Source organism: Actinocrispum sp. NPDC049592 (assembly GCF_040675465.1).
In the GTDB taxonomy this organism is placed as follows: domain Bacteria; phylum Actinomycetota; class Actinomycetes; order Mycobacteriales; family Pseudonocardiaceae; genus Kibdelosporangium.
The window spans coordinates 397,854-415,655 of sequence record NZ_JBFAPA010000004.1 but is presented as its reverse complement, the minus strand read 5'-3'; the positions used below and the strand labels follow the sequence as shown (position 1 = coordinate 415,655).

Below are 17,802 nucleotides of genomic sequence, written 5' to 3'. Positions count from 1 at the left end.
GGATGCCCGGGGCACTGGATAGCGCCGAACTGGAGCGGGCACTCTTCACATCGCTCCCGGAGACACCGGCGAGCGGAAAGGAACCATGACTCTCCCTGGCGGCACCTACCACCTCGCCGACATCACCGTCCCACGGTTCGGCTACGGCGCCATGCAACTGGCCGGACCGGGCGTCTTCGGCCCGCCCAAGGACCGCGACGCCGCCATCACCGTCCTGCGCACCGCCATCGACCTGGGCATCCGGCACATCGACACCGCCGACTTCTACGGCCCGCACGTCACCAACGAGATCATCCGCGAAGCTCTCGCGCCCTACCCGGACGACCTGCACATCGTCACCAAGGTCGGCGCCCGCCGCGACGACCAGGGCGGCTGGCCGCACGCCCGCACCCCGGCTGAACTCGTACAGCAGGTCCACGACAACCTCAAACGCCTCGACCTCGACGTGATCGACGTGGTCAACCTGCGCGTCGGCGGCTTCGACTCAGCCGAACCAGGCTCCATCGCCGACCAGTTCGGCGCCCTCGCCGACCTCCGCCAGCAGGGCCTCATCCGCCACCTCGGCCTGAGCACCGTCAACGCCGACCAGCTCGCCGAAGCCCAGTCGATCGCGCCCGTGGCGTGCGTCCAGAACTTCTACAACATCGCCAACCGCCAGGACGACGACCTGCTCGACAGCACAGCACGCCAGGGCATCGCCTTCGTGCCGTACTTCCCGCTCGGCGGCATGTCCCCACTGCAGTCCGACACCCTGCACAACATCGCCACACGCTTGGAAACCACACCCATGTCGGTGGCCCTGGCCTGGCTGCTGCACCGCTCACCGAACATCCTGCTCATCCCCGGCACGTCCTCGGCCGACCACCTCCGCGAGAACATCGCCGGCGCCGCGCTCGAACTGCCGGATGACGCGCTGGCCGATCTTGAGGCCATCGGAGCCGCCTAAGCTGGTGAGGTGTTCCGAGTCGCGGGGGCAGCCGACGCCGACCAGATCGCCTTGTTGCACGCCGACAGCTGGCGGCGGCACTACCGCGGCGCCTTCGCCGACTCGTTCCTGGACGGCGACGTCGAGGCCGACCGCCGCTCGGTGTGGTCGGCCCGGCTCGCCCACCCGGCCAACACCCAGACCATCCTCGCCGAGCACGGCGGTCGGCTGGTGGGTTTCATCCACGTCATGTTCGACGAGGACCCCGAGTGGGGCAGCTTCGTGGACAACCTGCACGTCATCCACGATCAGCACCGAACCGGCATCGGCAGACGCCTTGTCGCCCACGCCGCCCAAGCCATCGCCGAGCGGGCAACGGGCAGTGCCATGTTCCTGTGGGTACTGCAGCAGAACACCGCCGCCCAACAGTTCTACCGTGCCTGCGGAGCCACATGCGTGGAGACGGCGCCCGTGTCACCGCCGGGTGGAGACCCGACGCGCCTCAACGGCACACCCAACGGGCTGCGTATGGCGTGGCCCGACGTGGCAGTGCTACGGCGTTGGGCTGATCCCGAGGCGACAGAGTAAGCCCAACGGCTCGGCACCGCACTTGGCGGCAACACGGTGGGAGGCGTGGTTGTCTGCGAGGGCGCTGTAGAACAGCACCCTGCCATCCGCAGCGACGAGCTTTGCCCATGCGCGGACCACGATCGAGGCCAAGCCGCGGCCCTGGTACGCGTCCTGGGTCCGTACGCCGACTTCAGCGGCCCGCTCGGTCAGCCGCGCACAGCGGGCCAGACTCACCACGTCATCGTCGTCTACGAGGGCAGCCCACGGCCCACGCTCGCCTGCCAACAGCAGCCGCCACTCGTCGGGGTCCCAGCCGGTGGGTGCTCGCAGGTCACGGTGGTCGTGCACGAGAGCCAGCCCAGGGGGAGCGGAGGGGAGCCGAGCCGGGGGAGTCAGGATCCAGCACCGGGCGGCGGTGATGATGGCCGGTGTCTCAGGCGTGATCTCGGGATGACCGTCGAGGAGTTCGGTCCGGCCGTCGAAGGTCGTCGCTGTCGCGAACACCGTCCCGCAGCCCAGACCGCCCGCCTCCCGGCCCCAGATGGTCTCCGCTTCCAGCCGCAACAGCTCCAGCGGATCCACGAACGTGTCAGTCCTCGTCCGACCGCGACGACTTGGTGCTGCTCACCACCAGCAACACCGCGCCCACCGTCAACGCGACATCCGCGATATTGCCGACGAACCAGCCGTTGTAGTCGATGAAGTCAACGACATGCCCCTGCGCGAACCCGGGCGCCCGGAACAGCCGGTCCAGCAGGTGCGTGACCGCCCCACCCAGCAGCAACGCCAGCGCCGCACCCTGCAACGAGGACGACGGACGCATCGCGAACCGCACCAGAACCACGACAGCCACCGCAGTGACGATCGTGAAAATCCACGTCGAACCCGCGCCGATCGAGAACGCCGCACCCGAGTTGTACAACAGCCGCAGCTGGATGAAATCACCGAGCAACGACACCGGCGCCCGGCCCGGCAACGCCGACACCGCCCAGAGCTTGGTCAGCTGGTCGACGAGCACGACCAGCGCAGCGACGCCGAAAACCACCGGTATCCGCATCGCCGACGGGCGAGAAGCTGTGCTGTCCATTGCCGTTCAGCCTAACGGGGCCCGGAATTCGGTCGAGCCCGGCCGCCCGCAACCGCTATAACTCACAGCGTGTTACGCAAGTACCCGAGGACCCACCACCTCGCCGGCTCGCGCCTGCAGCCCGGCGACGAAGACCTGTCCTCGGTGCCGTTCCGCGAGGTCCAAGGCAAGTTCCTCGTCGTGGAGGAGAAGCTGGACGGCGCCAACTCGGCCATCAGCTTCACCGCCGACGGCACCCTGCAACTGCAGAGCCGCGGCCACTACCTCACCGGCGGCCCTCGCGAACGACAGTTCGGCCCACTCAAGGCTTGGGCCGCCACGATCCAGCACGCCCTGTTCGCCCGCATCGGCGACCGCTACGTCGTATACGGCGAGTGGATGTACGCCAAGCACACCGTGTTCTACGACGCCCTGCCGCACTACTTCTGCGAGTTCGACATCCTGGACCTCGCGTCCGACACATTCCTGTCGACCGCCGCGCGGCGAGAGCTGCTTACCGGGCTGCCGATCGCGTCCGTGCCGGTGCTGCACAGCGGTTCCCTGTCCACTTTGGGCGCATTGACGGCATTCGTCGGCCCGTCGACATGCCGGACTCCGTCGTGGAAGGACAACCTCATCGCGGCAGCGCAGGGGAGCGGCGTCGACCCGGCTCAGGTCACCGCCGAGACCGACATGTCCGAGGAGATGGAAGGCCTCTACGTCAAGGTCGAGTCCGACGGGGCGGTCACCGGACGCTTCAAGTGGGTCCGGCCAACGTTCCTCACCGCGGTACTCGACTCCGGCTCGCACTGGATGGACCGGCCCATCGTGCCCAACCAGCTCGCAGACCCGGCGGTGATGTATGGAGGTGTTTGAACGCCTGTGCCCAGCGCCTCCACACTGGACAGTGCCGTGGGCCCAGGTGCGCTCGGAGTTCCCGTGGATCCGCCGGATGGACGGCGTGCCACAGGATCCGTCCCACCACGGCGAGGGCGACGTCGAAGTGCACACCCGGATGGCATGCGAGGCCCTGGCTTCCTTGCCCGCGTGGCAAGCACGACCCGCAGGGGAGAGGGCCCGGTTGTTCGCCACCGTGTTGCTCCACGATGTGGCGAAACCGTTCACCACACAGCGTTCCGACTCCGGGATCACCGCCCACGGACACTCCCGGATGGGTGACCTGATGGTGCGGCGGATCCTCTGGGAGATGGGCGCACCGGCTGCGTGGCGTGAACACGTCGCCGCTTTGGTGCGGCATCACCAGATCCCGTTCTGGACGGTCGAACGTGAGGACCTGCAACGGATCGCGTTCCGCGTGAGCCTGCTGGCCCGCAACGACGACCTCGTTCTCCTTGCCACCGCGGACATCCTGGGCCGCATCGCCGGCGACACCGCCGAGGTGCTCGACAGCATCGCGCTGTACGAGTCGTACTGTGCCGAACAGAGATGCCTTTCCACACCGCGGGAGTTCGCCTCGGATCACGCACGGTTCATGTACTTCCGCACCCCCGGCCGGGACCCGGACTACGCGGCCTACGACGACACCCGGATGACGGTCACCCTCATGTCCGGTCTGCCGGGCGTCGGCAAGGACACCTGGATCTCGTCACACCTGCCGGACGTACCCCGGGTGAGCCTCGACGTTCTGCGGGCCGCACTGGGCGTCAAGCCGACGGGGGACCAGGGCCGCGTGATCGACGCCGCGCACAAACTCGCGCGCTCCTACCTCCGCGACAGCCAGCCCTTCGTCTGGAACGCCACCAACATGTCCCGCCAGATCCGCGAACAGACCATCGGACTCGCGGCCGCGTACAAGGCGCGGATCGAAGTAGTGAGCCTGGAAGCACCGATGTCGGTAATCCAAGCCCGCAACTCTGCCCGGGCCACACCGGTCCCCACCACCGTGATCGAGCGCCTCGCCAACAAATGGGAAGCCCCCGACCCGACCGAAGCCCACACGGTGAAGTGGGTCAGCACATGACTGTGGGCCCCGAAACCCTTCGGGGCCCACACAGTCTGTGGCAGATCTAGCTCGCAGATCGGCCTGTCGTCAGCAGTTGCAGAATCATGTCGAGCTTCTCACCCTGCGCCTTCTGGCCTTCGGCCAGCTTGTCGTGTCCTGCTTCCAGCTTCTTCTGTCCGGCTTCCAGGTTCTTCTGTCCGGCTTCCAGGTTCACGTGGCCCGCCTCGAGGCGGTCGAGACGGCCTTCAAGGCGATCGAGGCGGCCCACCACCAGCTTGTGGCCTGCCTCGAGCTTGGCCTGACCTTCCATCAGCTTGGTCTGCCCGGTTTCCACAGCGGCCAGACGGGTTTCCAGTTTGGCATGGCTCGCCACCAGCTTCGTCTGGCCCTCGTCCAGGCGATCGAGCCGTCCCAGCATGACCGTCTGAGTGTGCTCGATACGGTTGAGCCGCAGTCCGTGGGAGTTCTGAGTCAGCTGGAGCTGTTCAAGCTGTAGTCCATGCGCGTCCTGCGTGAGCTTGAGCCGATCGAGCCGCTCTCCGTGGTGGCGCTGGGTTTCAGCGATGCCATCGACTTTCTCCTTCACCTTGGTCAGGAGCGTGTAGCCGTCGTCCACGTCGTTGCGGAGGCGGCTGACTCGTATGTCGATGTTGGGGGGATGTCATGGCGGCGACACTACCGGCCGGATAGGTCGTTGAATCGTTTCACGAACCATCCCGTTCAAGGTCTACCGGGGTGGGTGATCCCTTGTCCCGCAAGCAATTCAGTGCACGATAGGTGCGGTTTACCGCGGCGGCCGCACGGCGCTCCTTGCCCGTAGCCTCGATGTAGTTCTGGCTCGTGTTGAGATTCGCGTGGCCGAGCAGAGCCATGATCTCCGCCGCGTTCGCACCGTCCTCGGCGAGCCTGGTCGCGAAGGTGTGGCGCAGGGCGTGCAGATTCGCGCCAGTGGGAACTTGATCGCGGATTCCGGCCCACTGGTAGCTGGTCTTGACAAGGTAGTCGAGGGCGCCGCGGCCGATCGGTTTGCCTTGGTAATCCAGCAAAAGCGCCGTCGCGGGACCGAACCTGTGGTGCGGGAACCGCTTGCTGCACGACGCCAGGTACGCCTCGATCACGCGCTCCAGCGGCGACTCGATCGGGATGGAACGTTCGCGACTGCCTTTGCCCTGGACGTGCAGGCGCTGTTCACCGGGGCGTCCGACCACCGAACTCCGTTGCAGGGCACGGACTTCCGCCGACCTCAGCCCCGCGACCAGACCCAGCGCGATGACCAGAACATCCCGCTCCGGCCACGGATCCCGAGCCTTGCGGGCGCCGGCCGCCGCAGCTGCCAGCAGTCGTTCGGGGGTGTCCTCACCGCGCAACGGCTTTGGCGCGGGCGGGGGAGCCTTGGGCCGAGTGACCGCGCCCATCGGGTTGCCGTCTATGAGACCTTCGGCCACGCAGAACGTCAGGAACTGGTTCCACGTCGACCATGCGCGAGCCACCGAGGTCTTGGCGTGCCCATCCGCGAACTCGCCGAACGCCATCCGCAGCGCCGACACAGTGAGATCCGCGATGGTCAGCTCACCTATGGATTTCCCCGCATCGGCGGCCAGCAGGGAAGTGACCCCACCAAGATCCCGCCGGTAGGCGGCAGTGGTGTGCGGAGAGTCCTTACGAGGACGGCGTGCCAGAAAGAAGGCATCCTGAGCGGCGAGCAGCATCACAAGATCTACATACCGCCACCCACCGACACTCCGCAGATTTCAACGCCTGTGGAATTCATGCATAACGACCATTATGCATGAAAACCCACTCACAACAGGCGTCCAGTCACTCGTGACGTTAGACAGCCAGTCATCTCCACGTCGCTCCCTGGGGACCGCGCCTGGCCGTCCGATGCCGAGACTGCCGTCTGCGCGTCTCCAGGAAGCGTTCTGTCACGACGCGATCATGAACGCGTGTCGCTACCTGGTGATTTCCGGTTCTCGGAGCCCTCTCGTGGACGATCTTTCCAGGTCGTTCCAAAGTTCGATAATCTACATTATGTCAAGTAATGGAGATCAGGGCTCTCCCCATGCCGTGGGACGGCTGCCCTTCTCCAAGACGTCCTCCAGGAACCCGCCACCGAACCGCCGGTAGACCTCCACCGCCGAAATCACCCGATCGGCTGGACCAAAGCGACAACTCCGGATGGTGTCGGCCGCCTCGTACAACTCGAGCTTCGACCCGCTCAGGACGTCCAGCCGCATCATCAACTCTGGCTCGCCGCGGGTGACCGATTCCAGTTGCCAGAGCTTCACGGCGACTCCCCTCGTCGCGCTCAACACACAGCGTAATCGATGTCGTCACACAAGGCGACTGATCAACCTGTCGACGTACCGGTCTTCGTCGGGCAGCTCGAACCACGGCATGGCCGCGTTGAGCTGCGCGCGGCCATGGAGGCTCAGCCACAGCTCGATGGCGATGTCGAAAGTCTCCTGTGAACGGTCCCCCAGTGTCGCGCCGACCGCCTCGACCAGTGGCTGCAACGCGGCGAACCCGGCCTGCACCACATCCTCAGGCGGGTTCCCCACGGCGTCGGTCCGTTTGTCGATGTGGAAGATCACCGCGTAGTGCCCGGGGTGGTCTCGTGCGTACGCGAGGTAGGTGTGAGCCATGGCGCGCAGGCCGTTGGCGGCGCGCAGCCGGTCGCCGAGGGTGGCGAAGAACCGCTTCTTCACCTCGTGCACGAGTGCGTCGAGGTCGCTGAAGTGCAGGTACAAGGCGGTTGGGCTGACTCCGGTCGCCGCGGTGACCGTCCGGACCGTGAGGTCGTCGAGTTGGTGGGTGTCCAGGAGCGCGGAGGTCGCCACGATGAGGGCTTCGCGGAGCTCCTCGCCGGAGCCGCGGCGGCTGCGTGGACGGCTGGTGGTCACGGCTGAGAGCCTACTCAGCTCTAAGTTGACGCTTGTACATGTACAACTGTAAACATACGTCATGACCATCCTCAACCTGGCTACCGCGGCGTTGTTAGCCCTGACTCCGACGACCCCGTTGTGCGACAACGTGATTGTGGGTCTGGGCAGCGACACGACCGAGACCCTCTTCGACGCGTTCGCGGCCCACTACCCAGGCGCCCCGGTGACCAGCCACTGGGCCACCGGGACCCCGAAGATCTCCTTGAAAGCCGGCTGCGCTCCCATCGACCGTCCCAACGGCTCGTCACCCGGGATCGTCGCCCTCGCCACGAGGCAGACAGCCGCTGACGGCTCCCCGTGTATCGACTTCGCGCGCTCGGTGGCCCCGCGCTCCCCTGGCGCTCCGGCTGACAGTGTCTTCTACCCCATCGCCAACGATGGCCTTGACTGGGCGGCCAACGCGGTGACGAACGTTCCGGCGACTCTCTCCATCAGCCAGATCGCCGACATCCTCGAATGCAACGTCACGACGTGGGACCAGGTCGGTGGCACGTCCCATGCGACCATCGAGCCGTACCTGCCGGAACGCGGCCCGGGGCTGGCCAATCTGCTGCACGCCCTCGTCGGCCTCGACCACCTCGGTCCGTGTGTGGGAGTCACCCAGCAGGACAGCGGCGTGACTCCGGAGATCAAGGACAACCCGAACGCCATCGCGTTCTACTCGATCGGCAAGTACATCGGCCAGGCCGTGTACCGAATCGCGGACGTGCACGGCACCCTGCGCCTGGGGCAGCTCGATGGCGCCCAGCCCACCGTGTTCAACCCCGCGACCGGCCGGATCGAGGTCAACTACGGCCAAGTCCCTGGCATCAAAGGCATTCCGGCACAGTTCCGGATCCCCGAGTGGGTGGTCGCCCGTACCCCGTCAACCATCGCCGAGCTGGTCGAGTGGATCTGTACGAGTCCGACGGCTCGCCGGGACATCCAGAACCACGGTTTCCTGGTGTCGCCGCGATGTGGGGTGCCGTCATGACGGTCCTGGTGACGGGCGGTTCGGGGTATCTGGCCGGCTGGTGTATCCGTTCGTTGCTGGATCAGGGGTACGAGGTCCGAACGACGGTCCGTGACCGGTCTCGTCAGGTCGAGTCGCCGGTGCCGGTGGTCCGCGCGGATCTCGGCAGCGATGAGGGCTGGGCCGAGGCGGTCGATGGGTGCACGCATGTTCTGCATGTGGCTTCACCGTTTCCCGCGGTGGAGCCCAAGGATCCGGCGGAGCTGATCGGCCCGGCCCGCGATGGAACTTTGCGTGTTCTGCGGGCGGCCTTCGATGCCGGTGTGTCTCGGGTGGTGCTCACGTCGTCGAGTTCGACAGTCGGCCGTGACGAGACACAGTGGACGGACCCGGTGACGGCCAGGCCTTACGTGCGTTCCAAGATCCTCGCCGAGCAGGCGGCGTGGGATTTCGTGGCAGAGCGTGGTGTGAGCGATCGGTTGGTGACGGTGGCTCCGGGCGCGATGCTGGGACCGGTGTTGGGCAAGCATGTGCCGTACTCGGTGCTGGTGGTGGATCGTCTTTTGAAGGGCGCCATGCCGGGTCTGCCGCGGCTGGGGTTCCCGTTCGTGGATGTGCGGGATGTGGCTGACCTGCATGTGCGTGCGTTGAACACGCCGGATGCTGGTGGCCGTCGTTTCCTGGCGACCACCGGATTCCTGTGGTTGTCCGAGGTGGCGGAGGTGCTGCGGACCCGGTTGGGTGCGGTGGCCGCGAAGGTGCCCAGTCGCCGGCTGCCGGACCTGGTGGTTCGCTTGGTGGCGTTGTTCGACAAGGAACTGCAGCAGGTCGTCGGCGACTTGGGGGTGCGGACAACTTACGCGAGTACGGCAGCGGAGACGACGCTGGCGTGGCGGCCGCGTCCGCTGCCGGACACGATCATCGACTGTGCGGAAAGTCTTCTGCGAGGGGGGTCATGAGAGCCGTTCGGCCAGGAGTCCCTGGAAGTGCGGGCACGTCATGATGTCGTCGTGGGTGCAGGGGCCGCCTTCGACCATGTCGAGGGCGGCCTGAGCGCGGGCGATGCGTGCCTGCAGCCGTTCGCGGTGGCGTGCCATGACCTCGTGGCGGGCGGGTGCGGACCGGGTGGCGAGCATGGTCCGGATGTCCGCGAGGCCGAAACCCGCTTCTTTGGAAATCAGGATCGCCGCTACCCGGTGGATGTCCGCTTCGGTGTAGCGGCGGCGGTTGCCCTCACGGGTCGGGGTCAGCAGGCCTTCCGCTTCCCAGTGCCGCAACACGTGTGCAGGTAGCCCGAAGCGGGCCGCGACTTCGCCGATTGACTTCATGCCGACATTAAGTCGAACAATGACGGTCATGTCGACGCTGCTCCCCCTCCTTGATGCTTTTGACGATCTCCCTCAGGTTTGTGACCTGCGTGAACACACATACCAAGGGTTGGGTGACACCGTGGTCGACGTCGGCTGTGGTGGTGGGCGTGCCGTTGGCGAGTTGGCCGCTCGTGGGATACGGGCGATCGGAGTCGACGTGAGTCCTACCATGATCGAGATCGCTGCTGAGCGGTGGCCTGCGGGCGAGTTCCACGTCGGCGATGCCACCGCACTCCCCCTCGATGACGGCTCGGTCATCGGATATCGCGCTGACAAGGTCCTGCACGCTCTCGCCGAGCCAGAGGCGGCTGTCGTCGAGGCGCGCCGGGTCCTGGCCGACAACGGTCGCGCGGTGCTGGTCGGCCAGGACTGGGACACCTTCATCATCGACTCGGACGACCCGGGGCTGATCCGCAGGCTCGTTCACGCTCGTGCCGACGGCATGCCTCATCCGCGGATCGCCCGCCGGTACCGGAACCTTTTGCTGGACAACGGTTTCGTCGATGTCACGGTCGAGGTTCACACGATCGTGTGGACTGGCGAAACGGGCCTGCCGTTGCTCGCGAACATCGGCGGAGAAGGCGCCTGGCTCGACGACCAGGCCGCCAGGGCACGGGACGACCGGTTGTTCGTCGCCGTCCCGTTCTTCCTTGCCTCCGGTACCCGCGCCGGTTAGGCAGTGATGAGGTCGCGGATCTTGCCGGGGATGGCTGGCACGACGCCGTGGCCGTAGTCGATGTTGCTGAGGAAGACCGAGACCCAGTCGCTGTCGGGGTACATCTGGAAGTCGGTGGAGGTGCCGGGGGCGCCGCCGCTGTGTCCGGTGACCCATTGGTTGTTCGCCAGGACCGTCATCGGGCCGTAGCACTGGAATCCGAGCGGTGGCTTCGGGGGCGGCGGCTGGTTCGGTGGCGCGGTGGGCGGGCTCAGCGGTGTCTTGCCGGTGAGCGTGACGTGTGTGAAGGCCCGGTTGAGCAGCTTCTCCCCTTGCAGTGCGCAGGCGAACCGGGTCATGTCGGCGCAGGTGGAGAACGCGTCCCCGGCGGGTGTGCCGATGTACAGGCGTTGGTCGATCGAGTCGGCGCGGCCGCCGGAGGGTTGTGTGGCGTAAGGGTGGGCGATGCGGGGGTCGGTGTGCCATTGCGGTCGGGTGTGGAAGTCGCTGCTGGTCATGCCCGCCGGGCGGAAGACGTGTTCGCGGATGTAGTCGTAGTAGGTCTGGCCGGACACGGCGGCCACGATCGCGCCGAGGACGTGGTAGCCGGCGTTGCTGTACTGGAATCCGGCTCCGGGGGTGAATGCCAGCGATGAGCGGCGGATGAAGTCGGTCGTGTTGTCCATGACCTGTTCGGGGCTGGTCCAGGTGAGCGCTGTGGCCATGTAGTCGGGCCACGTGAAGGGGTCGCCGAGGCCGGAGCTGTGCGTCAACAGCTGGTGGATGGTCACAGCGTCGGCCATGGCGGCTGGGAAGCCGGTGAGATATGCGCCCAGCTTGCCGTTGTAGGCGAGTTTGCCCGCTTGGACGAGTTGGGCGATGGCGACTGCGGTGAACATCTTGGTCACGGACGCCATCGCGAACAGGGTGTCCGGGCCGTTGGGCGCGGTGTCGTTGGCTTTGCCGTAGGAGCGGGCCAGCACGGTGCGTCCTCGGTAGGTCAGCAGGAGGCTGCCGGAGAATGCGTCCTTGTCGGCTTGTTCCTTGACGTACCGGTCGAACGCGCCGCCGGGCCTCAGGTCATCGGGCACTCGGGCAGGCGTTGCTTGAGCGGCTCCCCCGGTGACGAGTGCCGCGCCGGAGGCGCCGATCAGGCCGAGGACCGATCGCCGAGTCGTGGTCATGCCATCTCCCCTGTTGTCGAAGGTTCGATCAAGGTCTATCGACCGGGGGCGATGGGTGACCGATGGCCGTTGCATAGGTGATCCATATGTCCCGACACGCCGACACGCTGTGTTTACATGTGACCACCCTTCGTAGGTTCTAATTGCCCGTGTGGCTGTTGATACTCGCGGTATGAAATCCCTGCACAGGAAGTCTTTTGTGAGTGCTGTCGCTGCGGCGGTGGTGCTCACTGGGGTGTTGGCGTGGCCGACGACGGCGGCTCCGGCGGCCGATTCGACGCCGTATCTCTGGCGGGTGCCTGGTGCCAGTGAACGGGTGTTGACGCATGCCGGGTTCGATGTCGATCATGGCGCTCTGGTCGTGGGTGACCAGGGCGTGGCCGACCGGTTGCGCGGGTTGGGGTATCAGCCTGAGAAGGTCGACACGGTCTACAAGCCGCTCCCCCAACAACGTCTTGCGGTGCAAGGCTTCTACGGTGGGTATCACACCGTGGCCGAGCACGAGAAGCACTTGACCGATGTCGCGGCCGCGTTTCCCGCGCTGACCCAGGTTTTCGACATCGGGGACAGCTGGAAGAAGACCCGCGGGTCGGGTGGGCACGATATCCGGGCGATCTGCGTCACCAAGAAGCAGGCCGGTGACTGTGCGCTCAACCCGAACTCGCCCAAGCCGCGCATGGCGATGATGGCGCAGATCCACGCGCGGGAGCTGTCCACCGGTGAGCTGGCCTGGAAGTGGATCGACTACCTCACCAAGGGCTACGGCTCCGATGCCGAGGTGACGTCCCTTTTGGACACGACGGAGCTGTGGGTGGTTCCGATCGTGAACCCGGATGGCGTGGACATCGTTGCCTCGGGCGGCAACCAGCCGTTGATGCAGCGCAAGAACGCCGACAACACGGGCGCGAGCTGTGGGACGCCGAACTACGGGGTGGACCTGAACCGCAACTCCACGTTCAAGTGGGGTGGCGCGGGCACGAGCCGGTGCGGTGAGACGTATCAGGGTCCGTCGGCGGGTTCCGAGCCGGAGACCAAGGCGATGGAGGCGTTCTTCAAGTCCTTGTTCCCCGACCAGCGCGGCCCGGGCGACACGGACCCGGCGCCGGTCACCACCAAGGGTGTGATGCTGACTCTCCACAGCTACGGCAACGAGATCATGCCGCCGTGGGGCTGGACGTGGGACCCGAACCCGAACGCGGCCGGGCTGAAGGCGTTGGGCCAGAAGATGGCCGTTTCGAACGGGTACACGGTGATCGCTGAGGGTGACACGACCGGGACGACGGACGACTTCACCTACGGCAACATGGGTGTCGCGAGCTACACGATCGAGGTCGGTGGCAGCTCGGGCAGTTGCGGCGGGTTCTTCCCGCAGTACTCGTGCATGGACAGCCTGTTCTGGCCGAAGAACAAGGGTGCGTTCCTGACCGCGGCCAAGGCGGCGAAGGCGCCGTACGCGAGTTGACCTCGACCGGAGTTGAGGTTGCAGGCTCGCGGGTATGACGCACGCGATTCGGCAGTACGAGTTCGGTTCCGCCGAGACATTGAAGTACGAGGAGGTGCCTGCCCCGGTCCCTGGCCGGGGTCAGGTGCGCATCCAGGTGGCCGCGGCGGGCGTGCACCTGGTGGACACGGTGATCCGGGAGGGCAAGCCGGGTCCGTTCCCGCGGCCCGAGCTGCCGATGACGCCCGGTCGTGAGGTGGCGGGGACGGTCGACGTGCTCGGCGAGGACGTCGACACGGGGTGGCTGGGCAAGAAGGTGGTCGCGCATCTGGGGATGGCCAGCGGTGGGTACGCGGAGGCAGCGATCGCGGATGCCGAGTCGCTGCACGCGGTTCCGGACGGGATGCCCGCGGACCACGCGGTGGCGATGATCGGCACAGGGCGCACGACGTTCGCGGTGCTGGACGTGGCGCAGATCCGATCGGATGACATCGTGCTCGTGTCGGCGGCGGCCGGTGGCATGGGGAACCTGTTGGTGCAGGCGGCGAAGAACGCGGGTGCGGTCGTGGTCGCGCTGGCAGGTGGGCCGGACAAGGTGCGGCTGGTGGAGAGCCTGGGCGCGGACGTGGTGATCGACTACCGCCAGGACGGGTGGGCCGAACGCGTACAGCCGGTGACGGTGGTGCTGGACGGGGTGGGCGGCGAGCCGGGGCGGCAGGCTTTGGAGCGGCTGGCGCCGGGTGGGCGGATCGTGCTGTACGGGGCGTCGGCGGGTGGTGAGTTCACGCAGATCAGCACGGGTGACCTGTTCCGGCTGGGGATCACGGCTTCGGTGGCGATCGGGCCGCGGATCGCCCAGCGCGGGCTGCGGTACTTCGAGACGGCGGCGCTCGCATCCGCCGGGCGTGGCGAAGTGACGCCGGTGACGCAGTCGTTTCCGCTGGCCAAGGCGGCTGAGGCGCATGCGGCGCTGGAGTCACGGGGGACGGTGGGCAAGGTCGTGCTTGTTCCGTGATGCCATGATGGGGCATGTCTTCCGCTGAATTTCAGCCGTTGTCGGTGAACGTCGAGCAGGGGCCGTCCGGCCGGGTGCTCAATGCGGCCGGTGAGATCGACACGCTCACCGCGCCGGAGCTGCGGTCACGGGTCGAGCAGTCGCTGCCCGCGGCCGGTGAGGTGCTGGTGATCGACCTGTCCGGGGTGACGTTCCTGAGTTCGGCCGGGTTGTCGGTGCTGGCGTGGGCGCATCAGGAGGCCGATACGGCCGGTGGCACCGTGCGGATCGTGACCAGCGCGGGGACGGCGCGGGTGTTCGAGCTGACGGGCCTGGCTGAGACGTTGAACCTGTTCGGCTCCCTGACGGAGGCCCGTGGCTGATGCTGGTTCGCCGGGAGCGGTCAGGGGACCGGTACGGGATCTGGGGAGTGCACCGGGCGGCGTTCGGCCGTGACGTCGAGGCTTCGCTGGTGGACGAGCTGCGGGACTCCTCCGCGTGGTTGCCGGCGTTGTCGTTCGTGGCGTTCCTGGGCGACGACATGGCGGGGCACGTGGTGTGCTCGCGGGCGACCATCGACGGGCGCCAGACGCTGGGCCTGGGGCCGTTGGGGGTCTTGCCGCGGTTGCAGGGGCGGGGTATCGGGGCCGCGTTGATGCACACCGTCATCGGCGCGGCCGACGCGCTGGGTGAACCGCTGATCGTGCTGCTGGGCGACCCGAAGTACTACGCGCGGTTCGGGTTCGTACCGGCGGCGAAGATGGACATCATGCCGCAGGACGCCAAGTGGGCCAAGCATTTCCAGGCGCGGGCGCTGAGCATGTACGACTCGGGGTTCACCGGGGAGTTCCGTTACGCGGAGGCGTTCGCGCGAGCCAGTCAGTGATGAGGTGATGCTCGATGGAGTCCGTCCGGTGCTCCCCCATGGCCCGCACCTCGGCCGGGGTGAACCAGCGGGCTTCATCGAGTTCACTGCCATCGACCTGGATGTCCGGGCTGGCGGCTTCGGCGCGGTAGCCGATCATCAGCCCGGACGGGAACGGCCAGGCCTGGGACGCCTGGTAGTGGACGCTCGCGAGGCGCACACCCGCTTCTTCGTGGACTTCGCGGTGAACGGCGGTTTCGAGGTTCTCGCCGATTTCCACGAACCCGGCGAGCGTGGAGTAGCTCCTGGCGTTGCGGTGCCGGGCGAGCAGGCACGTGTCTTGCCAGGTGACCAGGACGATGATCGCCGGTTCGATGCGGGGGAACAGCAGTTTGCCGCACTTCTGGCACTGGCGGACGTGGCCGCCGTCAGTCGGCTGGGTCGCTCCCCCACATGTGCCGCAGAACTGCTGGTTGCGGGTCCAGTGCAGCAGGCCGCGGGCGTAGGCGAGGGTGGCGGCTTCGGCGGGGTCGAGGGTGCTGAAGATCGCCCGCAGGTCTCGCGTGGGGCCATGTGGCTCTGGGATGTCGGCGGCGAAGACCGGGGTGTCGCCGTCGAGTCCGAGGAAGACGGCTTCGGTGTCGGGGGTGACCGGGGCGTCGTGGATCTCGCCGTCGTGGAAGGCGATCACTCGGGCATCCGGGCGGCTTCGTTGGGTGGCGAGCCAGGCGGGGTCGGCACGGTGGGCGGTCGCGCGGTCGAGGGTGAGCGCGTTGTAGGCGAGGTCAGGCATCGGGGTTCACCGGGCGTTCGAAGAAGGTCTCCAGCACCACGGTGGTCTGGGTGCCGGTGACGCCGCGGATGTCGTAGAGGCGCTTGAGGGCGCTCTGCAGGTCCTGGGTGCTGCTGGCACGGACCTTGACCAGCACCGACGCGGACCCGGCGATGATGTGCGCCTCCTGGATCCACGGCAGTGCCCGCAGCGCCTCAGCGGTATCAGCGGCGCCCATCCACTCGTCGGCTTCGAGTTGGACGTAGGCCAGAACGGGTCGGCCGATGGCGTGGGGGTCGACGTCGACCGTCGTCGCGCGGATCACGCCGCGTTCTCGCAGCTTGCGGACCCGATCGTGAGCCGCGGCGCTGGAGAGCCCCACGGCTTCGCCCAGCGCTGCGTAGGGCGTGGTCGCGTCCTCCTGGAGGATGCTGAGCAGACGCCGGTCCACCGCATCGACCTGAATGACATCCGGTGAAGTCACCTTCTCACCGTACCTCATTCAGTCACACGGTGCTTTGACTGAACGCACATGCGGGAGACGTAGGTGCATCATGTCGGCACTCGGCCGAAGGGCGAGGAGGGCTGGGATCATGCTTGTGACGAACTTGGCTGAGCGGCCTGATCTGCTGGAGTCAGCACTGGCGCTGGGTGGTGTCGGGGCCGAGTTCATGTAGCACGACCAGATCGGCGCGCTGACGAGGGCTCGCCGACTCGCCGTCCGCTGGCCCGAGTACTTCCTGGTCGTGCTCGATGGCGACGTTCCTGTCGCCCGGGCCGTGAGCGTGCCGTTGGTCTTTCCCGACCCTGAGCGGCAAGAGCTGCCGGATCGGGGTGCTGCCGGAACCGATGGCGCCGCATCCGCGGCGAACCGAAGATCGAGTCGATCGCCTCGCCACCCGGGTGGTCACTCGCGTTCGGCTGTCTCCGGTGGTGTCCCCGGGGCTTGATCGGGCTTGTGTTCGACGGCGTCTGCCAGCTGGGCGCGCAGTTGCTGGATCTCCTTGTCCTGGTGGGAAAGCCGGGCTAGGACTTCGCCATAGGCGGTCTGCACCCGGGCGAGGTTCTTCGTCGTCTCGCGGCGTTCGGCCGCCGCCTCGTCCTGGGCCTGCCGGGCTCGCTCCAGCTCCGCGCGCCAGGTGGTCTCCGCTTCTTGGCGGGCCCGCCATTCGTTGTCGAGGGCTTCTTGGGCGCGGCGGGCTCGTTCCTCTTCGGCGCGGCGCGCGGTTTCCTTCTCCTGGGCGGTCTCTGTGGCGAGCCTGGCGCGTTCCTCGGCGGCCGCGATCTTCTCCTCGGCGAGCGTGCGTGCGGCTTCTGCGCGGTCGGCGAACGCCAGCGCCTCGGCCAGCCGCCTGGCGGTGTCCTGCTGCAACTCGGCCAACTCGCCCAGCTCCCGGCGCGTCGCCTCCAGCCGCTCCAGCGCGGTCCGCTGGCCTTGCTCGGCGAGGGTCGCGCGGGTCTCGGCCTGGCCGCGGGCCCGTTCGTGCTCGGCGGTCTGTTCCCACGCCGCTTTGCGGACCGCGGCGGTTTCCTGAGCGGCCTCCTCCGCGGCTTTTTCGGCGGCGACCCTGGCCTCCCGGTCCGCCAACGCTGCTGTGAGGGCCTCTGTACGAGCCTTTTCCGCGTCGGCCACCGCCCGCTCGGCGCGTTCCACCTTCAGCATCGCGCTGGCCGACTCCGCACGGTCCGCCGCCGAACGCGCCACCGCGCCAGTGTCCAGCTCATCCCACCGCTTGCGGATCTCCGCCAGCTCCCTCAACGCGGAGTCCACGACCTCCCGCGTCTCCCCACTCAGATTCCGCAGCAACTGCAGAGGCTCCTCGGCGCCCACCGCCTCCAGAGCCCGCCGGCGCCGCGACGCCTCATCCGCATGCGCCTTGCAGCAGTACCGAACCGGCTTCCCGCCCTTCAACCGCCCCCGCTCATCCCGGGCAGGTGCCGGCAGCGCGTTCGAACAGCCTTCCAACGCGCAAATCCCGAGTTCGATCCCCGCATCCATCACATCACCAGCATATCTCACTCGCTTACGCGTACGCGTTAGTAGTTACGCGTGTCGCGCACGCGTAACTAACGCTAGATGGATATACAGTGATAATGACT

General features: G+C 67.1%; 22 protein-coding genes. 11 read left to right on the top strand and 11 right to left on the bottom strand.

Translation table 11 applies throughout. From position 1 onward, the window contains the following. The first annotated feature begins 85 nt into the window (after nt 1–85). Both AB0J95_RS14225 and AB0J95_RS14220 read left to right on the top strand, forming a co-directional pair. Complete coding sequence (locus AB0J95_RS14225) at nt 86–946, top strand: oxidoreductase (protein WP_364757030.1); 861 nt, start codon at nt 86–88, stop codon at nt 944–946. 9 nt (nt 947–955) lie between these two features. Then, nucleotides 956–1,513 carry a GNAT family N-acetyltransferase gene (locus AB0J95_RS14220; protein WP_364757028.1) on the top strand — a complete coding sequence of 186 codons (558 nt, stop codon included), beginning with the start codon at nt 956–958 and terminating at the stop codon, nt 1,511–1,513. Here AB0J95_RS14220 and AB0J95_RS14215 read toward each other — a convergent pair. Together AB0J95_RS14215 and lspA are read right to left on the bottom strand one after the other, a co-directional pair. After that, entirely contained in the window at nt 1,478–2,077 is a 600-nt protein-coding gene (locus AB0J95_RS14215; protein ID WP_364757026.1) for a GNAT family N-acetyltransferase, read from the bottom strand. The genes AB0J95_RS14220 and AB0J95_RS14215 overlap by 36 nt on opposite strands. Before the next feature lie 7 nt (nt 2,078–2,084). Continuing rightward, a complete protein-coding gene (gene lspA, locus AB0J95_RS14210) occupies nt 2,085–2,582 on the bottom strand; it encodes a signal peptidase II (protein ID WP_364757024.1) in 498 nt (165 codons plus the stop codon). A gap of 69 nt (nt 2,583–2,651) precedes the next feature. Between lspA and AB0J95_RS14205 the strand changes: the two genes are divergently transcribed. Continuing rightward, nucleotides 2,652–3,437 carry an RNA ligase family protein gene (locus AB0J95_RS14205; protein ID WP_364757022.1) on the top strand — a complete coding sequence of 262 codons (786 nt, stop codon included), beginning with the start codon at nt 2,652–2,654 and terminating at the stop codon, nt 3,435–3,437. Nucleotides 3,438–3,468: 31 nt separating this feature from the next. Further along, nucleotides 3,469–4,542: an AAA family ATPase gene (locus tag AB0J95_RS14200; RefSeq protein WP_364757020.1), complete on the top strand. Its 1,074-nt coding sequence runs from the start codon at nt 3,469–3,471 to the stop codon at nt 4,540–4,542. Nucleotides 4,543–4,588: 46 nt separating this feature from the next. Here the strand turns inward: AB0J95_RS14200 and AB0J95_RS14195 are convergent, their stop codons facing one another. The 4 genes from AB0J95_RS14195 to AB0J95_RS14180 form a co-directional block, all read right to left on the bottom strand. Further along, a complete protein-coding gene (locus tag AB0J95_RS14195; protein WP_364757019.1) occupies nt 4,589–5,140 on the bottom strand; it encodes a hypothetical protein in 552 nt (183 codons plus the stop codon). Nucleotides 5,141–5,228: 88 nt separating this feature from the next. Beyond that, nucleotides 5,229–6,233, bottom strand: a complete 1,005-nt coding sequence (locus tag AB0J95_RS14190) for a tyrosine-type recombinase/integrase (RefSeq protein ID WP_364757018.1) — start codon at nt 6,231–6,233, stop codon at nt 5,229–5,231. A gap of 339 nt (nt 6,234–6,572) precedes the next feature. After that, nucleotides 6,573–6,812 carry a hypothetical protein gene (locus AB0J95_RS14185; RefSeq protein ID WP_364757016.1) on the bottom strand — a complete coding sequence of 80 codons (240 nt, stop codon included), beginning with the start codon at nt 6,810–6,812 and terminating at the stop codon, nt 6,573–6,575. A 45-nt stretch (nt 6,813–6,857) separates the two neighbouring features. Continuing rightward, nucleotides 6,858–7,427: a TetR/AcrR family transcriptional regulator gene (locus AB0J95_RS14180; protein WP_364757014.1), complete on the bottom strand. Its 570-nt coding sequence runs from the start codon at nt 7,425–7,427 to the stop codon at nt 6,858–6,860. 61 nt (nt 7,428–7,488) lie between these two features. On the opposite strand from AB0J95_RS14180, the gene AB0J95_RS14175 reads away from it, so the two are divergent. Beyond that, complete coding sequence (locus AB0J95_RS14175; protein WP_364757013.1) at nt 7,489–8,442, top strand: substrate-binding domain-containing protein; 954 nt, start codon at nt 7,489–7,491, stop codon at nt 8,440–8,442. Continuing rightward, nucleotides 8,439–9,380 carry an NAD-dependent epimerase/dehydratase family protein gene (locus AB0J95_RS14170; RefSeq protein ID WP_364757011.1) on the top strand — a complete coding sequence of 314 codons (942 nt, stop codon included), beginning with the start codon at nt 8,439–8,441 and terminating at the stop codon, nt 9,378–9,380. Before AB0J95_RS14175 ends, AB0J95_RS14170 begins: the two co-directional genes overlap by 4 nt. Here AB0J95_RS14170 and AB0J95_RS14165 read toward each other — a convergent pair. Beyond that, nucleotides 9,375–9,779, bottom strand: a complete 405-nt coding sequence (locus AB0J95_RS14165; RefSeq protein ID WP_364757009.1) for a MerR family transcriptional regulator — start codon at nt 9,777–9,779, stop codon at nt 9,375–9,377. The genes AB0J95_RS14170 and AB0J95_RS14165 overlap by 6 nt on opposite strands. Between AB0J95_RS14165 and AB0J95_RS14160 the strand changes: the two genes are divergently transcribed. Continuing rightward, nucleotides 9,748–10,467: a methyltransferase domain-containing protein gene (locus tag AB0J95_RS14160; RefSeq protein ID WP_364757007.1), complete on the top strand. Its 720-nt coding sequence runs from the start codon at nt 9,748–9,750 to the stop codon at nt 10,465–10,467. The two genes, AB0J95_RS14165 and AB0J95_RS14160, sit on opposite strands and share 32 nt — an antisense overlap. Here AB0J95_RS14160 and AB0J95_RS14155 read toward each other — a convergent pair. Beyond that, a complete protein-coding gene (locus AB0J95_RS14155) occupies nt 10,464–11,630 on the bottom strand; it encodes a serine hydrolase domain-containing protein (RefSeq protein ID WP_364757005.1) in 1,167 nt (388 codons plus the stop codon). The genes AB0J95_RS14160 and AB0J95_RS14155 overlap by 4 nt on opposite strands. Before the next feature lie 199 nt (nt 11,631–11,829). Here AB0J95_RS14155 and AB0J95_RS14150 point away from each other — a divergent pair, with 199 nt between their 5' ends. Genes AB0J95_RS14150 through AB0J95_RS14135 form a run of 4 tightly spaced genes read left to right on the top strand, consistent with a single transcriptional unit; the run spans nt 11,830 to nt 14,951 of the window. Next, entirely contained in the window at nt 11,830–13,092 is a 1,263-nt protein-coding gene (locus AB0J95_RS14150) for a M14 family zinc carboxypeptidase (protein ID WP_364757004.1), read from the top strand. A 34-nt stretch (nt 13,093–13,126) separates the two neighbouring features. Further along, nucleotides 13,127–14,086 (top strand): zinc-binding dehydrogenase, encoded by a 960-nt coding sequence (locus tag AB0J95_RS14145; RefSeq protein WP_364757002.1) that lies wholly within the window; start codon nt 13,127–13,129, stop codon nt 14,084–14,086. Between the two features lie 14 nt (nt 14,087–14,100). Next, a complete protein-coding gene (locus tag AB0J95_RS14140; RefSeq protein ID WP_364757001.1) occupies nt 14,101–14,448 on the top strand; it encodes an STAS domain-containing protein in 348 nt (115 codons plus the stop codon). Next, complete coding sequence (locus AB0J95_RS14135; RefSeq protein ID WP_364756999.1) at nt 14,448–14,951, top strand: N-acetyltransferase; 504 nt, start codon at nt 14,448–14,450, stop codon at nt 14,949–14,951. Before AB0J95_RS14140 ends, AB0J95_RS14135 begins: the two co-directional genes overlap by 1 nt. Here the strand turns inward: AB0J95_RS14135 and nudC are convergent. The 3 genes from nudC to AB0J95_RS14120 all read right to left on the bottom strand — a co-directional run bounded on the left by nudC (nt 14,902) and on the right by AB0J95_RS14120 (nt 17,509). Next, nucleotides 14,902–15,723 (bottom strand): NAD(+) diphosphatase, encoded by an 822-nt coding sequence (gene nudC, locus AB0J95_RS14130; protein ID WP_364756998.1) that lies wholly within the window; start codon nt 15,721–15,723, stop codon nt 14,902–14,904. The genes AB0J95_RS14135 and nudC overlap by 50 nt on opposite strands. Then, entirely contained in the window at nt 15,716–16,186 is a 471-nt protein-coding gene (locus AB0J95_RS14125; protein ID WP_364756996.1) for an Lrp/AsnC family transcriptional regulator, read from the bottom strand. The genes nudC and AB0J95_RS14125 overlap by 8 nt, the downstream gene beginning before the upstream one ends. A 423-nt stretch (nt 16,187–16,609) precedes the next feature. Next, the gene (locus AB0J95_RS14120; RefSeq protein ID WP_364756994.1) at nt 16,610–17,509 is read right to left on the bottom strand and encodes a hypothetical protein; all 900 of its coding nucleotides are present in this window, start codon (nt 17,507–17,509) and stop codon (nt 16,610–16,612) included. Nucleotides 17,510–17,802: the final 293 nt, after the last annotated feature.